Origin of the sequence: Streptomyces sp. NPDC052012, from assembly GCF_040689265.1 — a bacterium.
In the GTDB taxonomy this organism is placed as follows: domain Bacteria; phylum Actinomycetota; class Actinomycetes; order Streptomycetales; family Streptomycetaceae; genus Streptomyces.
Genome location: NZ_JBFAXA010000016.1, coordinates 22,264 through 40,125 on the forward strand (window position 1 = coordinate 22,264; position 17,862 = coordinate 40,125).

Annotated in this window: 6 protein-coding genes; 5 read left to right on the plus strand and 1 reads right to left on the minus strand. The window is 74.5% G+C overall.

All coding sequences use genetic code 11. The features are described 5' to 3' along the window. Positions 1–16: 16 nt before the first annotated feature. The 3 genes from AB0412_RS23625 (at position 17) to AB0412_RS23635 (ending at position 3,942) form a co-directional block, all read left to right on the plus strand. Entirely contained in the window at positions 17–433 is a 417-nt protein-coding gene (locus tag AB0412_RS23625; RefSeq protein ID WP_366404555.1) for a nuclear transport factor 2 family protein, read from the plus strand. A 95-nt stretch (positions 434–528) separates the two neighbouring features. Beyond that, on the plus strand, positions 529–1,656 hold the full coding sequence (locus tag AB0412_RS23630) for an amidinotransferase (RefSeq protein ID WP_366404556.1): 1,128 nt from the start codon (positions 529–531) through the stop codon (positions 1,654–1,656). Between the two features lie 165 nt (positions 1,657–1,821). Then, positions 1,822–3,942 (plus strand): SpoIIE family protein phosphatase, encoded by a 2,121-nt coding sequence (locus tag AB0412_RS23635; RefSeq protein ID WP_366404557.1) that lies wholly within the window; start codon positions 1,822–1,824, stop codon positions 3,940–3,942. A 29-nt stretch (positions 3,943–3,971) separates the two neighbouring features. Here the strand turns inward: AB0412_RS23635 and AB0412_RS23640 are convergent, their stop codons facing one another. After that, a complete protein-coding gene (locus AB0412_RS23640; protein WP_366404558.1) occupies positions 3,972–4,703 on the minus strand; it encodes an FAD binding domain-containing protein in 732 nt (243 codons plus the stop codon). Positions 4,704–4,947: 244 nt separating this feature from the next. On the opposite strand from AB0412_RS23640, the gene AB0412_RS23645 reads away from it, so the two are divergent. Then, positions 4,948–5,685 (plus strand): D-Ala-D-Ala carboxypeptidase family metallohydrolase, encoded by a 738-nt coding sequence (locus AB0412_RS23645; RefSeq protein WP_366404559.1) that lies wholly within the window; start codon positions 4,948–4,950, stop codon positions 5,683–5,685. A gap of 145 nt (positions 5,686–5,830) precedes the next feature. Then, positions 5,831–17,827, plus strand: a complete 11,997-nt coding sequence (locus tag AB0412_RS23650; protein ID WP_366404560.1) for an amino acid adenylation domain-containing protein — start codon at positions 5,831–5,833, stop codon at positions 17,825–17,827. Positions 17,828–17,862 lie beyond the last annotated feature (35 nt).

The following is a 17,862-nucleotide window of genomic DNA, read 5'->3' on the forward strand; positions in this document are numbered from 1 at the left end:
GGGGGCGGACACGGGGATGGACGCGGACAGCGAGCGGGAGCAGGAGCAGGACGAGGCCCGGCTTCTCGCGCAGGCGAAGGACTGGGCGGCCGCGATCGTAGCCGACGACGCGGGACGTATCGCGCGTTTCATGGCCGACGACTGGGTGATCGTCTCCGAGTCGGGGATCACCTCGAAGGAGCAGTTCCTGTCCCTCGTCGCGTCCGGGGACCTGACCCACTCCGCGATGGACCTCGTGACGCGGCCGAGGATCCGGGTGTACGGCGACACGGCGGTGGTGACCGGCCGGGTGACGAACACGGCCCACTACCGGGGCACGCGCTTCGACGCGGACGAGTGGACCACGGATGTGTTCATGAAGCGTGACGGGCGCTGGCGGTGCGTGCTGAGCCACATCACGTCCGCGGCCCCGGACGAGCCGGAGGCCGATTGAGGGCGGCCGCCGCGGGTACCCACGCACTGGTGTTCACTTTCAGTAATACTTTCGCTATATCGAGTGACTGACTCCTGTGTCGAAAGTGGTGCAGCATGTCGGTGGTGCAGAGGCCCGGAGTTGCCGCGCAGGCAGCGGAACCCGTCGTTTCGCCGGTCGGTTCGCACAATGAGTGGGATCCGCTGGAGGAGATCATCGTCGGGCGTCTCGACGGTGCGACCATCCCCTCGAACCATCCGGTGGTGACCTGCAACATTCCTCCGTGGGCGGCGCGCCTGCAGGGCCTCGCCGCCGGTTTCACCTACCCGCGGATGCTGGTCGAGCAGGCGCAGACCGAACTCGATCAGTTCGTCGCTCTCCTGGAGACGCTCGGTGTCACCGTCCGGCGGCCGGACCCGGTGGACCACCGGAAGCGTTTCGCCACCCCCGACTGGTCGTCGCGCGGTTTCTGCAACAGCTGCCCGCGCGACAGCATGCTCGTGATCGGGGACGAGATCATCGAGACGCCGATGGCGTGGCCGTGCCGGTACTTCGAGACGCATTCCTATCGGGCGATCCTCAAGGACTACTTCCGCCGCGGCGCACGCTGGACGGCCGCACCCAGACCGCAGCTCACCGACGAGCTCTTCGAGCAGGATTTCCGCGTCCCGGAACCCGGCGAGCCCATGCGCTACATCCTCACCGAGTTCGAGCCGGTCTTCGACGCGGCCGATTTCGTGCGCGCCGGACGCGATCTGTTCGTCACCCGGAGCAATGTCACCAATCGCATGGGGATCGAATGGCTGCGCCGGCATCTCGGGCCCGGCTACCGGATCCACGAGATCGAGAGCCGCTGCCGTACCCCCATGCACATCGACACGACGTTCGTGCTGCTGGCGCCCGGCAAGGTCCTGGTCAATCCCGAGTACGTCGACGTCGACCGCCTGCCCGAGGTGCTGCGCTCCTGGGACGTCCTGGTCGCCCCGGAACCGGACCCGATCTCCGAACGCCTCCTCAGGATCACGTCGATGTGCGGCAAGTGGCTCAGCATGAACGTACTCATGATCGACGAGAAGCGGGTGATCGCCGAGCGGCATCACACCGGCATGCTGCGCGCCCTCGAGAAGTGGGGATTCGAGCCGATCCCCTGCGATCTGCTGCACTACGCGCCGTTCGGCGGCTCCTTCCACTGCGCCACGCTCGACGTCCGGCGCCGCGGCACGCTCGAGTCGTACGTCGACTGACCGTCGCCGCGACGGGGCCGCCCCGGGGACAGGTTCCGGACGGCGTGCCCGCCGCGGCGTATGGGCGTAGCGTCCTCGTTATGAGTGAGGCCGGGCGTCCGGTTCCGGGTCGTGCCGGGCCCGGCGGGGCTGTGGGCGACCGCCCGGTCCGGCTGGAGGTGCCGCATGCCGAGCGCGGGTGAGCCGGTCGCCGGGGTCGACGCGCTCGACGCCGTGTTCGCGGAGACGGTGCGCCGGACGGGCGCGTCCATCGGCGCGCTGTACCTGCTCACGCCGGACGAGCGGATGCTGCGGCTGGACGTGCTGTCCGGGGTGCCGGCCGATTTCGCCGCGCCGTGGGAGAGAGTCCCGGTGACCGCTCCGGCGCCGGTCGCGGACGCGGTCCGCGAGGACCGTCTGGTGTGGGTGGGCGGCAGGGGCGAGATGGCGCATCGCTATCCGCGCACCGCCATGGCGCTGCCCTACCCGTTGGCGTTGGCCGCGGTGCCGGTCACCGGCAGCCGGACGTGGGGTGCCCTGCTGCTGATGTGGCCCGCCACCAGGCCGTCGCAGATGTCGTCGCGGGAGCGCCACCACGTCCTGTCCAGTTGCCGGCATCTGGCCCGGGTCCTGGAGGACGCCGCCGGGCCGGACGGGGGCCCGGCCTCCGCCGTACGGCCGCGTGTGCTCCCGTACGGGAGCGGGCGGCGGCCCATGGGCCCGGCGATGGCCGCCGCCGACTTCGCCGAGCGCCTGCCGGGCGGCAGTTGCGCGCTGGACCTCGAGGGCCGTTTCACCTACATCAGCTCCGGCGCCGGCGACCTCCTGGGCCGCGATGCCGGTCAGCTGCTCGGCACGCTGCCGTGGCAGGCCCTGCCCTGGCTCGACGACCCGACGTACGAGGACCGATACCGGGCCGCGGTGATCACCCGCGAACCCGTGTCCTTCACGGCCTGCCGTCCGCCGGACCGGTGGCTGGACTTCTTCCTCTACCCGGACGCCAGCGGGATCAGCGTCCGGATCGTCCCCAGCGACACGCACGCGTCGACCGCGCCGGAGCCGCCGAGGTCCACGCGCACCGTCACACCGGCCCGGGTGGGCCGGCTCTACCAGCTCACGCATCTGGCCGCGGCGCTGACCGAGGTGGTCGGCGTGCAGGACGTGGTCGACCTGGTCGCCGACCAGGTCATGCCGGCGTTCAGCGCCCAGGGCCTGGTGCTGTCCACGGCCGAGGAGGGCCGGCTGCGCATCACCGGGCACCGCGGCTACACCCGGCGCGCGATCGAGCGCCTGGACGGTCTGCCCGTCGACACCGACTTCACCCCGGCGGGCCGCGCCCTGGCCACCGGCATCCCCGCGTTCTTCGCGCATCCCGAGGAGATGCGACGCATCTACCCCGAGGCTCCGTTGATCAGCGGCAAGCAGGCCTGGGCCTTTCTGCCGCTGATCATCTCCGGTCGTCCCGTCGGCTGCTGCATCCTGTCCTACGACCATCCGCGCGAGTTCCCGGCCGAGGAGCGGGCCGTGATGACGTCGCTCGCCGGGCTCATCGCCCAGGCCCTGGACCGGGCGCGGCTGTACGACACCAAGCACGCCCTGGCCCACGGGTTGCAGCAGGCGCTGCTCCCGCGTGCGCTGCCCGCGGTGAACGGTCTGCGCGTGGCCGCCCGCTATCTGCCGGCCACCCGGGGCATGGAGATCGGCGGTGACTTCTACGACCTGCTGCGGCTCGGCGGCACGGCCGCGGCGGCCGTCATCGGTGACGTCCAGGGCCACAACGTCGCCGCGGCGGCGCTGATGGGTCAGGTGCGCACCGGTGTGCACGCCCACGCGACGCACGGCGAGCCGCCGGACGGGGTGCTCGCCGCGACGAACCGGCTCCTGACCGACCTGGAGCCGGACCTGTTCACCAGCTGCCTGTACGCCCAGTTCGACTTCGCCCGCGGACGGCTGATGCTGGCCAGCGCCGGTCACCCGCCGCCCGTGCTGCGCCTGGCGAGCGGCGAGACCCGCATCGCCGAGGTGCGGCCCGGTCCGCTGCTGGGCATCGATCCCGACGCCGCCTTCCCGGTGACGAGCGTGCCGCTCACGGAGGGTCTGACGGTCGTCCTCTACACCGACGGTCTGATCGAGGCGCCCGGAGTGGATCTCGAGGAGTCCATCGCGCGGCTCGCCCACCGGCTCGGGCGGGCCGACGACCGGGACCTGGACCTGCTCGTCGACGAGTTGCTGGGGGCGTACGGCGCGGGCGGGAAGCGCCTGGACGACATCGCGCTGCTGGTGCTGCGCTACGGCACGTCGGGGTGACGTCCTCCCCGCGGACCGGCGGGGAGTCGTCAGCTGCCGGGAAGGCGGGTCAGGACGCCGGCCACCTCCCGGCGTACGACGTCGCGGACCGCGAGTGTCAGGGAGCCGAGGGCGGTGCGCTCCAGGGCGTCGAGCACCTCGTCGGTGCCGTCCGCGCCGGTCCGGAACTCGGCGCTCTCGCCGATCACGTCGTAGCCGTCCCGGACGGCGACCCGGAGGCGGTGCCGCCCCTCGCCCTCGGCGGACACGGCGGTCGCGACGACGAGCGGCGGCGGGCCCCCGGCCTCCGCGGGCGCCTTGTGGTAGCCGCTGGCGACGGGGGTGCGCCAGGCGAGGCCGAGCAGCAGGTGACGCTTCGCCACCACCTCGGCGAGATCGGTCTCGTACGTGCCGTCCCGGTCGAGCACGGTCGCCCGCGCGTCGAGGACGAGCGCCGCGGGGAGCAGGCACCGCAGGGTGCTGCCCACGATGTTGCCGCCGACGGTGGCGGTGCGGCGCACGGCTCCGGTGCCTATGGTGCCGGCCGCCCGGCGCAGCACCTCCGGGACGCGGTCGTCGATCTGGTGCAGCAGGACGGCCGCGCCCAGCGCCTCGTGTTCGATCACATTGGCCTCGGGCAGGCTGCGCAGGGACATGGCCTGCTCGGGAAAGCCGTCGCGCTGCCACTGGGCCCACACGAGGGTGGCCCCGCCGACGGGCACCGCTCCCTCGGCCAGGTGCTTGCGTGCTTCGGACAGGGAGGTGGGGAGACGCAACAGCACGACGGTCGACCTGCTTTCCTCAACTTCGGTGGCTGGAAACGGGACTCCGCTGCGTGATCAAGGACACTGCATTGTCCGCACGGTCACGGGGGCGCGTACAGGGCTCACGCACGCACCACGTGCGCCCTTCCGGCGTGGCGGCGCCGCTGCCTTGCGCAGGGCGGGGTGGGTGCTCCATGGTTGACGCGCGTCACATGGCTCGTCATCCCCAGCCGAAACTCATCCTCCCCACAACGGAGTTCGCATGTTCAGACGCGCCGCACGACTCCTCGTCTCGTTTGTCATGATCATGACTGGTGCGGTCGCGGGGACCGTGGCCACCGCGGGCACCGCGCACGCGGACGGCTGCTACACCTGGACCCGCACCCTCTCCCAGGGCGCCTCGGGCGCCGATGTCACCCAGCTGCAGATCCGCCTCTCCGGCTACCCCGGCTACGGCGCGGTGCTGGCCGTCGACGGCAGCTTCGGACCGGCCACCGCCGCCGCCCTGAAGCGCTTCCAGTCGGCGTACGGCCTCGCCGCGGACGGGGTCGCCGGCCCCGCCACCTACAGCAAGCTGTACGCCCTGCAGGACGACGACTGCACACCGGTCCACTTCTCCTACAGCGAGTTGAACGACTGCAACTCCACCTGGGCGGGCGGAGCGGTCAGCGCCGCGACGGCCAAGGCCAACGCGCTGCGCACCATGTGGAAGCTGGAGGCCATGCGGCACGCGCTGGGCGACCGGCCGATCACCGTCACCAGCGGCTTCCGTTCCCACGCCTGCAACGACGCGGTGGGCGGAGCGAGCGGCAGCCGTCACCTCTACGGCGACGCGGCCGACCTGGGCGCCGGGCCGCACTCCCTGTGCACCCTGGCCAAGCAGGCCCGCTACCACGGATTCCGCGGCATCCTCGGCCCCGGTTACCCGGGCCACGACGACCACACCCATGTCGACCACCGCAGCAGCCAGTTCTGGTCGGCACCCAGCTGCGGCATCTGATCCGCGGTCCGCGCGACGCGGGCTCCCCGGCGGGCGGACGCCACCGGGGAGCCCCGTAGCGTGCGGGGAGCAACCCGCTCACTTCCCTGGCCGTCCCCCATAGCGTTCGCCCTGGAAGCCCGCCCCCGCACGAACGAACGGATCCATGATCGCCGCAACGCTGCTGGACGTCCTGACCGACGCCGCCCGCCATGCCCCTGACCAAGTGGTCGTCCATGTCCGGGGCGACGGCGGCGAGTCGGCCGTCACCTACCGGCGGCTCCTGGAGGAGTCCCTGCGCGTCGCGGGCGGTCACCGGGCCGCCGGCGTCGCGCCGGGCACCTGCGTCCCCCTGCTCGCGGACCGCAGCGAGGACTTCCAGCCCATGTTCTGGGGCGCGCTCGCGGCGGGCCTGGTGCCGGTGCCGCTCGCGCCGGACGCGCGGCGCGTGCGGCCGGTGTGGGAGCACCTGGGCCGCCCGCCGGTCGTGGCGGACGCGGCCTGCGCCCCCGTGGCGGACGAACTCGGCGACGACGTAAGGGTGCTGCGACTGGAGGAACTGCGGGAGTCTCCCGCGCTGAGCTCCCCGGTCGCCGTCCCGGCGGACCGGCCGGCCTTCCTGCAGTTCTCCTCCGGCAGCACCGGGGCGCCCAAGGGGGTGGAGCTGACCCACGCGGCCGTGCTGGCGAACCTGCGGCAGTTGCAAGAGGCGTCCGCGCTCACCGCGGACGACGTGGTGGTCAGCTGGATGCCGTACTTCCACGACATGGGCCTCATCGGCACCCACCTGGCGCCGCTCGCGGCGCGCGCCAAGCAGGTGAAGATCGGCCCGCTGTCGTTCGCCAAGAACCCCCGGCTGTGGTTCGACGTGGCCGCCGCCCACGGGGCGACCGTCCTGTCGGCCGCCAACTTCGCACTCGCGCTGACGCTGCGCCGGGTGCCCCGAGAGGTCTTCGCCGGGCTGGATCTGAGCACGGTGCGGCTGATCCTGGTGGGCGCCGAGCCCATCTCGCCCACGGTGTGGCGGGACTTCGCGGTCCGGACGCGGCCGGCGGGACTGGATCCGCGGGCGGCGACGCCGGTGTACGGACTGGCCGAGGCGACGCTGGCCGTCACCTTCCCGCCGCCGGGCGAGGTGGCCGCACCCGTGACGCTGGACCGGGCCCTGCTCAGCCGTGGCCGGGCGGTGGACCGTGAACCGGGCGAGGACACCGTGGAGTTGATGGATGTCGGCGTGCCGGTGCCGGGCTGTGCGGTGCGTATCACCGACGACCGGGGCAGGACTCTGGGCGACCGGCGCGTGGGGCACATCGAGGTGCGCGGTCCCCAGATCGCCCGTGGTTACCACCGGCTGCCCGAGGAGACCGCGCGGACCTTCGCCGGCGGCTGGCTGCGCACCGGCGACCTGGGCTTCCTCCGGGACGGCCGGCTCTGCGTGAGCGGCCGGCGCAAGGACGTCCTCTTCGTCGCCGGGCGTACCTTCCACGCCCCGGACATGGAGGACGTGGCCGCCGCGACGCCCGGGGTGCCGCCGGGGACGACCGTGGTGGTGGGGTCGACCGACCCCGTGACCGGCCGCGAGCGGGTGATCGTGTTCGTCTCCTGGGCCCGGCCGCCCCGCACCGCGACCGCCGTCCTGGACCGCGTGGCGGGACGGGTCCGCGCGGCGCTGGGCCACGACGACGTACGCGTGCTCGCCCTGCCGCCGTCGGCCTTCCCGCGCACGACGAGCGGCAAGGTGCAGCGGCACCGCATGCGGTCGCGGTACGAGGCGGGGAGGTACCGGCCGACGGCGGTGTCGGGCGCGACGGCCGGATCGGGCGCCCGGGACGGCGGCACCGCCGGCCTCTGCGGAGCGGTGAGCGGCGGACGGCCGCCCCGCTCACGCCGGGAGCTGCGGCGTCTGGTGCGCGAGGTGTGGGCGCGGGTGCTGGGGGTGCCGGAGGTGTCCTTCGGGGACCGGGACCGGTTCGCCGAGCTGGGCGGCGGTTCGGTCAAGGCCATGGAGGTGCTGGCCGAGCTCGAACGAGCTCTCGGTGCCACTCTGAGCCCGGCCGTGATGCGCCACGACACCGTGGCCACGCTCACGGACCACCTCATGGGTGCCGCGGACCCGAAGGGGCCGGTCACGAGCGAGCAGGTCCCGCCGGAAAGCGGGGAGCGCAGTGAACCCCCGGTCTCGACCGGTCCGTCGGCGACCGCCGTCGTCGCACTGGCCTGCCGGTTCCCCGGGGCGAGTACGCCGGAGGAGTTCTGGGAGCTGCTCGCCGCCGGCCGTGACGCGGTGACCCCGGTTCCCGCCGGACGCTGGCCCGGAGCCGCGGCGGACGTACGACGCTGGGGAGCTTTTCTCGAGGACCCCGCCGCGTTCGACGCCGAGCACTTCGGCATAGGTACCGAGGAGGCACGCGCGCTGGATCCGCAGGCGCGGCTCTTCCTCGAACTGGCCCACGAGGCGCTGGAACGCGCCGGATACGCCGGGCACCGCCGCCGGGGCCTGCGGATCGGTGTCTTCGCCGCCGTCGGCGACAGCGGATACCGGCAGATCCTTGCCGATGCCGATGCCGATGCCGATGCCCGTGCCGGTATCCATGCCGATGCCCGTGCCGTTCCCGCCGCCGTCACCTCACCCGCGACCGCCATGACCGGCAACCTCCCCAACCTCGTCGCCGCACGCGTGGCGCACTGCCTGGATCTGGACGGCCCCGCGCTCGCCGTGGACACCGCGTGTTCCTCCGGCCTGGTGGCGCTGCATCTGGCCCGGCGCAGCCTCGCCGACGGCGAGTGCGACCTCGCGGTCGTCGCGGGCGTGAACCTGCATCTCACCCCTGCCGCGCACGAGGCCCTGGAGTCCGCGCAGGCCCTGTCACCGACCGGCCGCAGCCGGGCCTTCAGCACCGAGGCCGACGGGTTCGTGCCGGGCGAGGGCGGCGCGGCCCTGGTCCTGCGGCGGCTGGAGCGGGCCCGCCGGGACGGCGACGAGGTCCTGGCCGTCGTGCGCGGCACCGCCGTCAACAACGACGGTACGTCGCTGAGCCTGCTGGCGCCCAACCCGCTGCGGCAGCGCGAGGTGATCGACCGGGCCTACGCCGACTGCGGCATCGACCCCGCGTCGGTGACGTATGTCGAGGCCCACGGCACGGGCACGGCCGTCGGCGACCCGATCGAACTGCGGTCCCTCGCCCACGCCTTCCCGGCCCGTCCGGACGGGCGGCCCCGGCTGCTCGGCTCGGTGAAGACGAACGTCGGACATCTGCTGAACGCGGCGGCGCTGCCGTCCCTGGTGAAGGTGGTGCTGGCCCTGCGGCACGGCCGGCTGCCGGCGTCCTTGCACCACACGTCACCCGCTCCCCTCGTCGCGGAGTCCGGGTTCCGTCTGGTCACCGAGGTGAGCGCCTGGGAGTCCGCCGGACCGCGCAGGGCGGGCGTCAACTCCTTCGGTTTCGGCGGCACCAACGCCCACGCCGTCGTGGAGGAGGCCCCGCCCGCGCCGCCGTCGCCCCGCGCCGGGCACCGGGAGGGCGGCGGGCCGCACCTGCTGACGCTCTCGGCGGGCAGCGCGGCGGGGCTGGACGCCTGGGTGGCGCGGCTGGCCGGGCATCTGCGGGACCACCCCGAGCTCGCCGAGGGGGACATCTGCCTGGCCGCGAGCACGGCGCGGGACGAGCGTCCTCACCGCCTCGCGATCGTGGCGGACGGAGACCTGCGCGCCCGGCTCAGCCGGGTCGTCACCGGAGAGGAGCGGCCGGCCACGGCGACGGTCACGCATCGGCCCCGTACGGTGTTCGTCCTTCCCGGTCAGGGGTCCCTGCGCCCCGGTCAGGGCCGGGACCTGTACGCATCGGCATCCGCGTACCGCGACACGCTCGACGAGGCCTCGGCGCTGGTCGGGCCGGTTCGCGGGCGGGAGTTGACGGACTGGTGCGTGGACGACGGCGTGAGCGCGGACGCGCTCGCCGCGACCGAGGTTGCGCAGCCGCTGCTGGTGGCCCACGGGGTCGCTCTCGCGCGGCAGTTGAGGGCCTGGGGCGTGCGGCCCGAGGCGGTCCTCGGACACAGCGTCGGCGAACTCGCGGCCGCCTGTGTCGCCGGCATGCTGTCGCTGTCCGACGCGGTGACGTTCGCCGCGCGCCGCGGCCGGCTGATGGGCGAGTCGACCGCACCGGGTGCGATGGCGGCGGTGGGGGGCGCCGACGAGGAGGAGCTGACCGGGCTGCTGGACGACCTGACGAGCGCCTTCGCCGGTCGGCTTGCGGTGGCGGCCTACAACGGGCCGGGCAGGGTGGTGATCTCCGGAACCTGTGAGGCGGTGCGGAGCGCGTCACGGCGGCTCACCGAGCGGGGTGCGGTGGTCCGTCCGCTGCGGGTGTCGCGTGCGTTCCACTCCCCGCTGATGGAGCCCGTCGCCGGGGCGCTGACCGGCGCGGCACGCGCGCTGACGTCGTCGGAGCCGGAGCTCGCGGTGATGAGTACGCTCACCGCCGAGTGGCTGCCGCGCATGGATCCCGGTCACCTGCGGGAACACGCGCTGCGGCCGGTGCGGTTCGCGCAGGCCGTGGGCCGCCTGGTGGACGAGGGGTTCGACACGTTCGTCGAGCTCGGTGCGGGCGGCGACCTGGTCGGTCATCTTCGCGCGGTCGCGGCTGCTCGGCGGGAGGCACACGCGCCGGGTGTCCTCGCCCTGTCCGCTCCCGAGGGCCCGGGAGCGGGCGGGGCGCGGGAGTTGATGGAGACGCTGGCGCGGCTGTGGGTGCGGGGCGTGCCGCTGGACCGTACGGCGCTGGACGCGGGACACCGGCGCGTGCCGTTGCCGCCGTACCCGTACCGACGGCTCAGGTACTGGCCCGACCCGCCGACGGGGGTCCACGGGTCACTGCTGCACGACGTGGTGTGGCGGCCGGCTCCGCTGCCCTCGGGCGACGCGGGCGGGCCGGTAGTGGTGACGGGCGCGGACAGCGCTGCCGCACGGCGGCTGACGGGGGGGCTCGCCGAGCGGGGCGTGACGACCGTCGCGGAGGGCGACGAGGGCGTGCGTCCGCGGACGGTGGTGCTGCTCGGCGGGCCGGCGTGGCGGGGGGCTTCTCCGGATCTCGCGCAGCGTCTGCGCACGACGGTCACCGCGTTCCGTGAGGCGCTCGGGCTGCTCGACCGGACCGGGGCCCGGCGGCTGCTGGTCGTGACCGAGGACGCGCATGTCACCGGGCACAGCGCGGAGGGGAGCGACGCGGCGCAGGCGGTCCTCGGCGGGCTGACACTGGCGGTCCCCGACGAGTCGGCCGACGTGGTGGCCAACTGGGTCGACGTCTCCTCCCACGACGACGCCGGACACCGTTGGGACGCGCTCGTCGCCGAGACGGCGGCGCCTGAGGCGACCGGGGCGGTTGCCTGGCGGAACGGCCGGCGCCTCGTGCGGACCGTCGGGGCGGGAGCGCGGGACGACAGGCCGGGCGACGCCGAAGGCAACGCGCCCACCGGCGCGGAGCGCGAAGGGGCGGCCGGCGGGGAGCTCTTGCCCGCCGACGGCACGTATCTCGTGACGGGCGGAGCCGGGGGCATCGGCTCGGCGCTGGCGCGGGACCTCGCCGGGCGGGGCCGCCCCGTGCTGGTCCTGGCGGGACGCTCCCCGCTCCCGCCCGCGGGGCTGGTGGAGGAACTCGCCGGACTCGGCGCAGACGCCCGCTACGTCACCGCCGACCTCACCGCACCGGAGGACGTCGAGCGGCTGGTCGCCGCACTGCCACCGCTGGACGCCGTCTTCCACGCGGCCGGGATCGTACGGCCGGGCAGTCTGCGGGCCACCGACGTGCCGCAGGCGCTGGACGTCCTCGGGGCCAAGACGCTGGGGACCGTCCTGCTGGCCGAGGCGCTGCGACGGCACGGGCAGCGTCCCGGGGTGTGCGTCGCGCTGTCCTCCGTCTCGTCGGTGCTGCCCGGCCTCGCCGGGGCCCTGGGTGCCTACGCCGCCGCGAACGCCTTCCTCGATGCCTTCGCCGGTGCCGAGCGCCGGGCGGGACGCCCGTGGCTGTCGGTCAATCTCGGGCCGTTCGCGGAGACGGGCCTCGCCGCCGCGACGGGCACCGGTGCGTTCCCGGCCGGCGCCGGACGGCCGCTCGCGACCGCACCGGCGCTGGCGGCCCTGCGCGCGGCCTGCGGCTCGAACGCGGCACAGCGGGTACTGGCCGATCTCACACCGCGGCGGCAGCCCGTGCCCACGCCGGCCGCCGGGCCACGGGCGGACGAAGGTGCGCCTTTCCCCGGCCCCGTCGCCTCCCTGCTGCGCGAACTCCTGGCGCAGTCACTCGGGACACCGGCCGGGTCCATCGACGACGACACGCCCTTCCTGGCCCTCGGACTGGACTCGCTGGGCGCCGTCGACCTCGTCAAACGGCTGGAGCGGAAGCTGGGCAGGGAGCTGCCCACCACCCTGTTCTTCGAGCACCGGACGGTGCGCGAACTCGCCGCCCACCTCGGCGCCGCGGACGCGGAGCGGCCGGGTCTCACGGACGGTACGCCCTTCGCCCTGACGCCCGTGCAGCGTGCGCTGTACACCAGCAGCCTCCTGTACCCGGACGTCCCTGCGCGCGGTCACCTGCGGCTCACCGTCCGCGGCCCGCTGGACACCGGCCTGCTCGGCCGCGCTCTGTCGGAGCTGGCCGAACGGCACGGCATGCTCCGGCTGCGGGTGGACGACTCCGGCGGACAGCCGAGCCAGCGGATCACCGGTCCCGTTCCTGTCTCCGACTGGTACGAGGTCCGCGACTGCCCGGCCGAGGAGGTGACGGACGTCGAGTCGCAGGTCTGCAACCGGCCCTTCGATCTCGCCGTCCAGCCGCCGGTGCGGGCCGTGCTGCTGCGCCAGGAGCCGGATCTGGCCCACCTGCTCCTGGTGGTGCACCACGCGGCCGTCGACGGGTACAGCCTGAACATCCTCGCCGAGGAACTGTGGAGCGCGTACACGGCGCTCTGGCGCGGAGAGCGGCCCCGACCGGCCCTGCCGGCACCGGACTTCGCGCAGTACGCGGCAGGCGGCCGGACCCCGGCCACCCCGGACCGGCAGGCGGGCGACCGGCGTTACTGGGCCGAGCGTCTGGCGGCGCGCGGCGCGTCGCCGCACCTGCCGTACGACGGTGACCCGGACGCCCCGGCCTCCGGACCGATCGTGCAGCACCACGGCGAGCTCGACGCGGAACTCACCGCCCGTCTGGAGAAGGCGGCCGCGGCGCACGGCGTGACCCTGTTCCACCTGCTGCTCGCCGGATACGTGCGGTGTCTGTCCGCGTGGACGGGCCGCCGTGACGTGGCCGTGAACGTGGCCCGCGCGGGCCGCGAGGACCGGTTCGAAGGGGTCGACCGGCTCGTCGGCCCCCTCGCGGACACCCTGCCGCTGCTGTGCGAGGTGCGGGACGACGAGCCGGTCACGGCACTGGCGGAGCGGTTGCGGCACCTGTGGTGGGAGAGCGAGCGGCACGCCGGGATGAGCAGTCTCGACCTGGCCGGTCTGCTGCCGGACGCCGGTGACGGGCCCCGGACGGTGAGTCCGGCCGGCTTCAGCTTCGCCCGCTTCCCGGTCGAACCGGCCGCCGGCTGCCCGGTCCAGGTACGGGCGACCGCGGCGGGCACCGGGTCGGCCACGACGCGGCTGAGTCTGCTGTGCTGGGCGGACGGGCCGGTGCTGCGGCTGTCGTGGAACTACCCGGCGCCGCTGTTCCGCCGGGCCACCGTGGCACGCCTGCACGCGGAGTACCACGCGCAACTGACCGCGGTGCGCCCGGCCCCCGGCACGGCAGCCGTTGAGCGACCGGCAGCCGCTGAACGCCCGGCGACCGGCACGGCAAACGCCGTACGCCCGGCCCCCGGCGTGGCACCCGCTGGGCACCGTCCGCTGGTCGATCGGCTGCTGGACCGGTTCCGTGCGGCGCCCGGCGCGATCGCCGTCGACACCGGGGACGACTCGTCCCTCACCTACGCGGCGCTCGACCGCGCTTCGGGGCGGCTCGCCGCACGGCTCCACGAGCGCGGAGTCCGCCCGGGTGACCTGGTGGGGCTGCTCACCGAGCGCGGTGCGGCGACGGTGGTCGGCGTGGTGGGCATCCTGCGGGCCGGGGCCGGCTGGGTTCCGCTGGACCCGGAACACCCGCCCGCCCGGCTGCACGACCAGGTGACCCGCACGGGCGCCGGCACGGTGGTGTGCCACTCCCCCACCCTGCCCCTCGCCGGCTCCCTCACCGGCGTGCGCGCGGTGCCCCTGGACGACGCGCCGGGGTCACACGAGGACGGCCCCGGATCCGCTCCCGCAGTCCCCTGCGGTCACGACGCCGACGGGATCGCGTACGTCATCTTCACGTCCGGTTCCACCGGCCGCCCGAAGGCGGTGCCGATCACGCACCGGGCGATGGAGAACTACCTCGACTGGGCCGTCACCACCTTCGGTTACGACGCGAGTGACCGGCTCGCGCAGACCGCGTCGCCGTGTTTCGACGCCTCGGTACGCCAGTTGCTGGCGCCGCTGCTGGTGGGCGGGACCGTGGTGACCGTGCCGCCGGGACTGCTGCGTGACCCCGAGCTGTTGCTGCGCCATGTGGAGCGGGCCCGGGTGACCGTGTGGAGCTCCGTGCCGACACTCTGGGAGCAGGTGCTGACCGCCGCCGAGCAGCGCGTGGCTCGCGGGGCGCGAGAGCCCGGCCTCTCCGCGCTGCGCTGGGTGCACGTCGGCGGCGAGGCGCTGCCCGTGGAGCATGTGCGCCGCTGGTTCGACCTGTTCGGCAGCGGCGTGCGCATCGCCAATCTCTACGGGCCGACCGAGGCCACCATCAACGCGACCTGCCATGTCATCGAGACCCGTCCCGGGGCGGAGGTGCGGCGGCTCCCGATCGGGCGGCCCGTGGCCGGCACCGACCTCGAGATCGTCTCGGCCGACGGTTCCGAGTGCGCGGACGGGGAGGTGGGCGAACTTCTCCTCTCCGGTGTCGGTCTGACACCGGGTTACCTGGACGAACCGGAGCTGAACGCACGGGCGTTCACGGTACGGTCGGGACGCCGCTGGTATCGCAGCGGTGACCGGGTCCGACGGCTCGCGGACGGCAGTCTGGAGTTCCTGGGCCGGGTCGACGACCAGGTGAAGATCCGCGGCAACCGGGTGGAGCCGGGGGAGGTCGAGGCGGCGCTCCAGGCGTTCCCCGACGTCGCGCGGGCCGTCGTCACCGCGCACGAGGGGCGGCTCTCGGCGTACGTCACCCTCCGGTCCGGCACCGGCCGGCCGGACGCGCGTGCGCTGCGCCGGCATCTGGCCGAGCTGCTGCCGGCGTACATGGTCCCCTCGCGGATCACCTTCCTCGACGCACTGCCCCTGACCGGCACGGGCAAGGTGGACCGCCTGGCGCTGAGCGAGGTGCCGTCCGGTCGCTCCGGCGCGGTGGGCGCGGCCCCGGCCACACCCACCGAGCGGCGACTGGCGGCTGTCTGGTCCGAGGTCCTGGGCGTGGACACCGTCTGCCGGGAGGACGACTTCTTCGAGCTCGGCGGCGACTCGCTGCTGGTCCTCCAGGTGTTCGCCCGGCTCGCGCGGGAGGCGGGAGCCCTGCCCCGGCCGACGGCGGTCTACCGGCATCGCACGCTGGCCGAGCTGGCCGCGGCCGTCGACGCCACGGCGGCCACGGCAGCCACAGGAGCCCCGGACCATGCGGCCGACCCCGGTGGGCAGGACGCGTCCGGCACGGACCGCACCGCTCCGTTCCCGGTGACGCCCGCGCAGCGCGGCTTCCTGCTCGCCGACGCACTCGCGCCGGGGGCGGGGACGTGGCTGACCCGGCTGCGGCTGTCCGGCCCACTGGATCCCGAGGTCTTCCAGGCCGCGGTGGACCTGCTGGTGGAACGCCACGGCATGCTGCGCACGGTCTTCCCCGCCGGCGTCCGGCCGCCCCTCCAGCAGGAACTGCCCCGATCCCTGCGCCTGCCGGTCGTCTTCGAGACGGTGAACGGCCCCGCGGAGGTGGACGAGCAGGCCGCGGCCGAGGCGGCGCGGCGCCTGGAGCCCTGGGCGTGGCCGCTGCTGCGCCTGCGGGTGCTGACCCTCGGTGCGCACGATCACGTTCTTCTGGTCCACGCACACCATCTCATCGGCGACGGCTACAGCGCGGCGCTGCTGATACGGGAACTGATCGCGGCCTACGACCGGCTGGCCGGCGGCCTGCCCCCCGAACTGCCCGTGCTGCGCGCCGACTTCCGCGACCACGCCCTGGCGCACACCGGCACGTCCGTGCCGGCGCCGACGGGCCCGGCGCAGCGGCTCGCCCGGGTGTCCGCCCCGTACCGGCAGCCGGTGCTGCGTGCCGCCGCCGGCGGCGGCGAGGGTGGCGAGCGCGACGGTGAGGGTTTCCACTCCGCGGAGTTCACCCTCGACGCCTCCCGGACGGCGGCGCTGCGGAGCCTGGCGGCGAGAGCGCGGGCCACCCTCTACGCGCCGTTGCTGACGGCGTACTACCAGGAGCTGACGGCGGTGACGGGCAGGGCGGACCTCGTGGTGGGGCTGGCCGTGAGCGGCCGGGACGAGTCGGCGCTGCCCGATGGGGACCGGGTGTTCGGTCCGTTCGCCGCCGCCGTGCCGATACGACCGGCCGGGACGGCGGACAGGCCGCTCGCCGGCTCGGACTTCGCCGGTGCCCTGCGCCGGATCGTGGCCGAGACGGAAGAGGCACGCGCCCACGGACAGGACGCGGTTCCGCGGCACGCGGACGGGCTGCCCGTCACCTCGCAGTTCTTCTTCACCTTCCTGGACTTCTCGGCGCTGGCCCCGGCGGAGGACGGCGTGCTGCGGGTGTCGTGGGAGGGGGCGGACAGCGCGTTCCTGCCGCCGTCGGGCGCGACGGATGTGTTCATGGCGGTACGGCCGGAAGGAGGTGGGCTGCGCGTGACGGTGCGTGGCTCCGCCAGGGCGTTCTCACCGACCGCGCTCGACACGTTCGCCCGCGCGGTGCGCGGCCGTCTCGTCGCGGCGGTCAGCCGGCCCGCCGAAGCCCCCCGGCCACCGAGCCCGCCGCGGACGATGGACGCGGCTCTCGTCGGCTATCTGCCGGCGCCGGACCAGCTCGCACGTCTGGCCGGCCTCAGCGCTGCGGAGCTGCCGCGGGCGGATTTGCGCGCCCTGCTGTTCCCCGACGGTGCCCCGCGCCTGCTGGAGACGGTGGGGACGCCGCTGGGCCGGTCCGGGTTCGTCTGCCTTCCCCTCTTCGCCGACGAACTCGCCGCCGACTCCCGTCTCGTGGAGCACACGGTCCGGGCGGTGGCGCTCGCCGCCTCGGCGGGCGCGCGATGCGTGTCCCTGGCGGGCATGATCCCGTCGCTCACCGGCTACGGCTTCGACGTGCTGCGGGGCCGGCAGCATCCGGCGGCCGTCACGACGGGGCACGCGGCGACGGTCGTGTCGGTGATCAGGACCGTCCGGGCGAGCCTCGATGCCACGGGCCGCGATCTCGGGGAGCTGGAGGTGGCGTTCGCCGGGCTGGGTTCGATCGGTGGGTCCTCTCTGGAGCTGCTGCTGTCCCTGACCGGCCGCGCGCCCCGGCGTCTGCTGCTGTGCGATGTGCGCGGCAGCGGGCCCCGGCTCACCGGGCTGGCGCGACGGCTGCGCGAGCGAGGACTGGCCGGCGAGGTGGAGGTCACCGAGACGCGGGGGCGGCTGCTGCCGGACGCGGTGCACGGCGCGGATCTCGTGGTGACGGCGGTGAGCGGCACGGGCGGCCCGGTGCTCGACATCGAGCGGCTCCGCCCGGGCACGCTGGTGGTCGACGACTCCTTCCCCCACTGTTTCGACACCGGGCGGGCCCTGGCCCGGATGCGGGAACGCGGCGATGTGCTGGTCGTGGGCGGTGGGCTGGTGCACGTCGGCGCCACGGTCCGGGAGGCCGCCGACGATCTGCCCGCCGTCGCGAAGGCCGGTCATCTCGCCCAGCCGTGGATCGACGGCACCCTGGCGTCCTGCCGGGCCGAGTCCCTGCTGCATGCGGCGGGCCACGAACTGCCGCCGGTGCACGGCCTGGTGGACGCGACGACGGCACGGGCGTACGCGGAGGCCATGGAGCGGGCGGGGATCGCGGCCGCCCCGCTGCATCTGCTCGGCCACACCCTGGACGCCGGTCTCCTCGGGAGGGTCGCGGCGAGCGGCTGAGCGGCCGGGCGGTGCGGTGCCGGCTCACCGGTTCG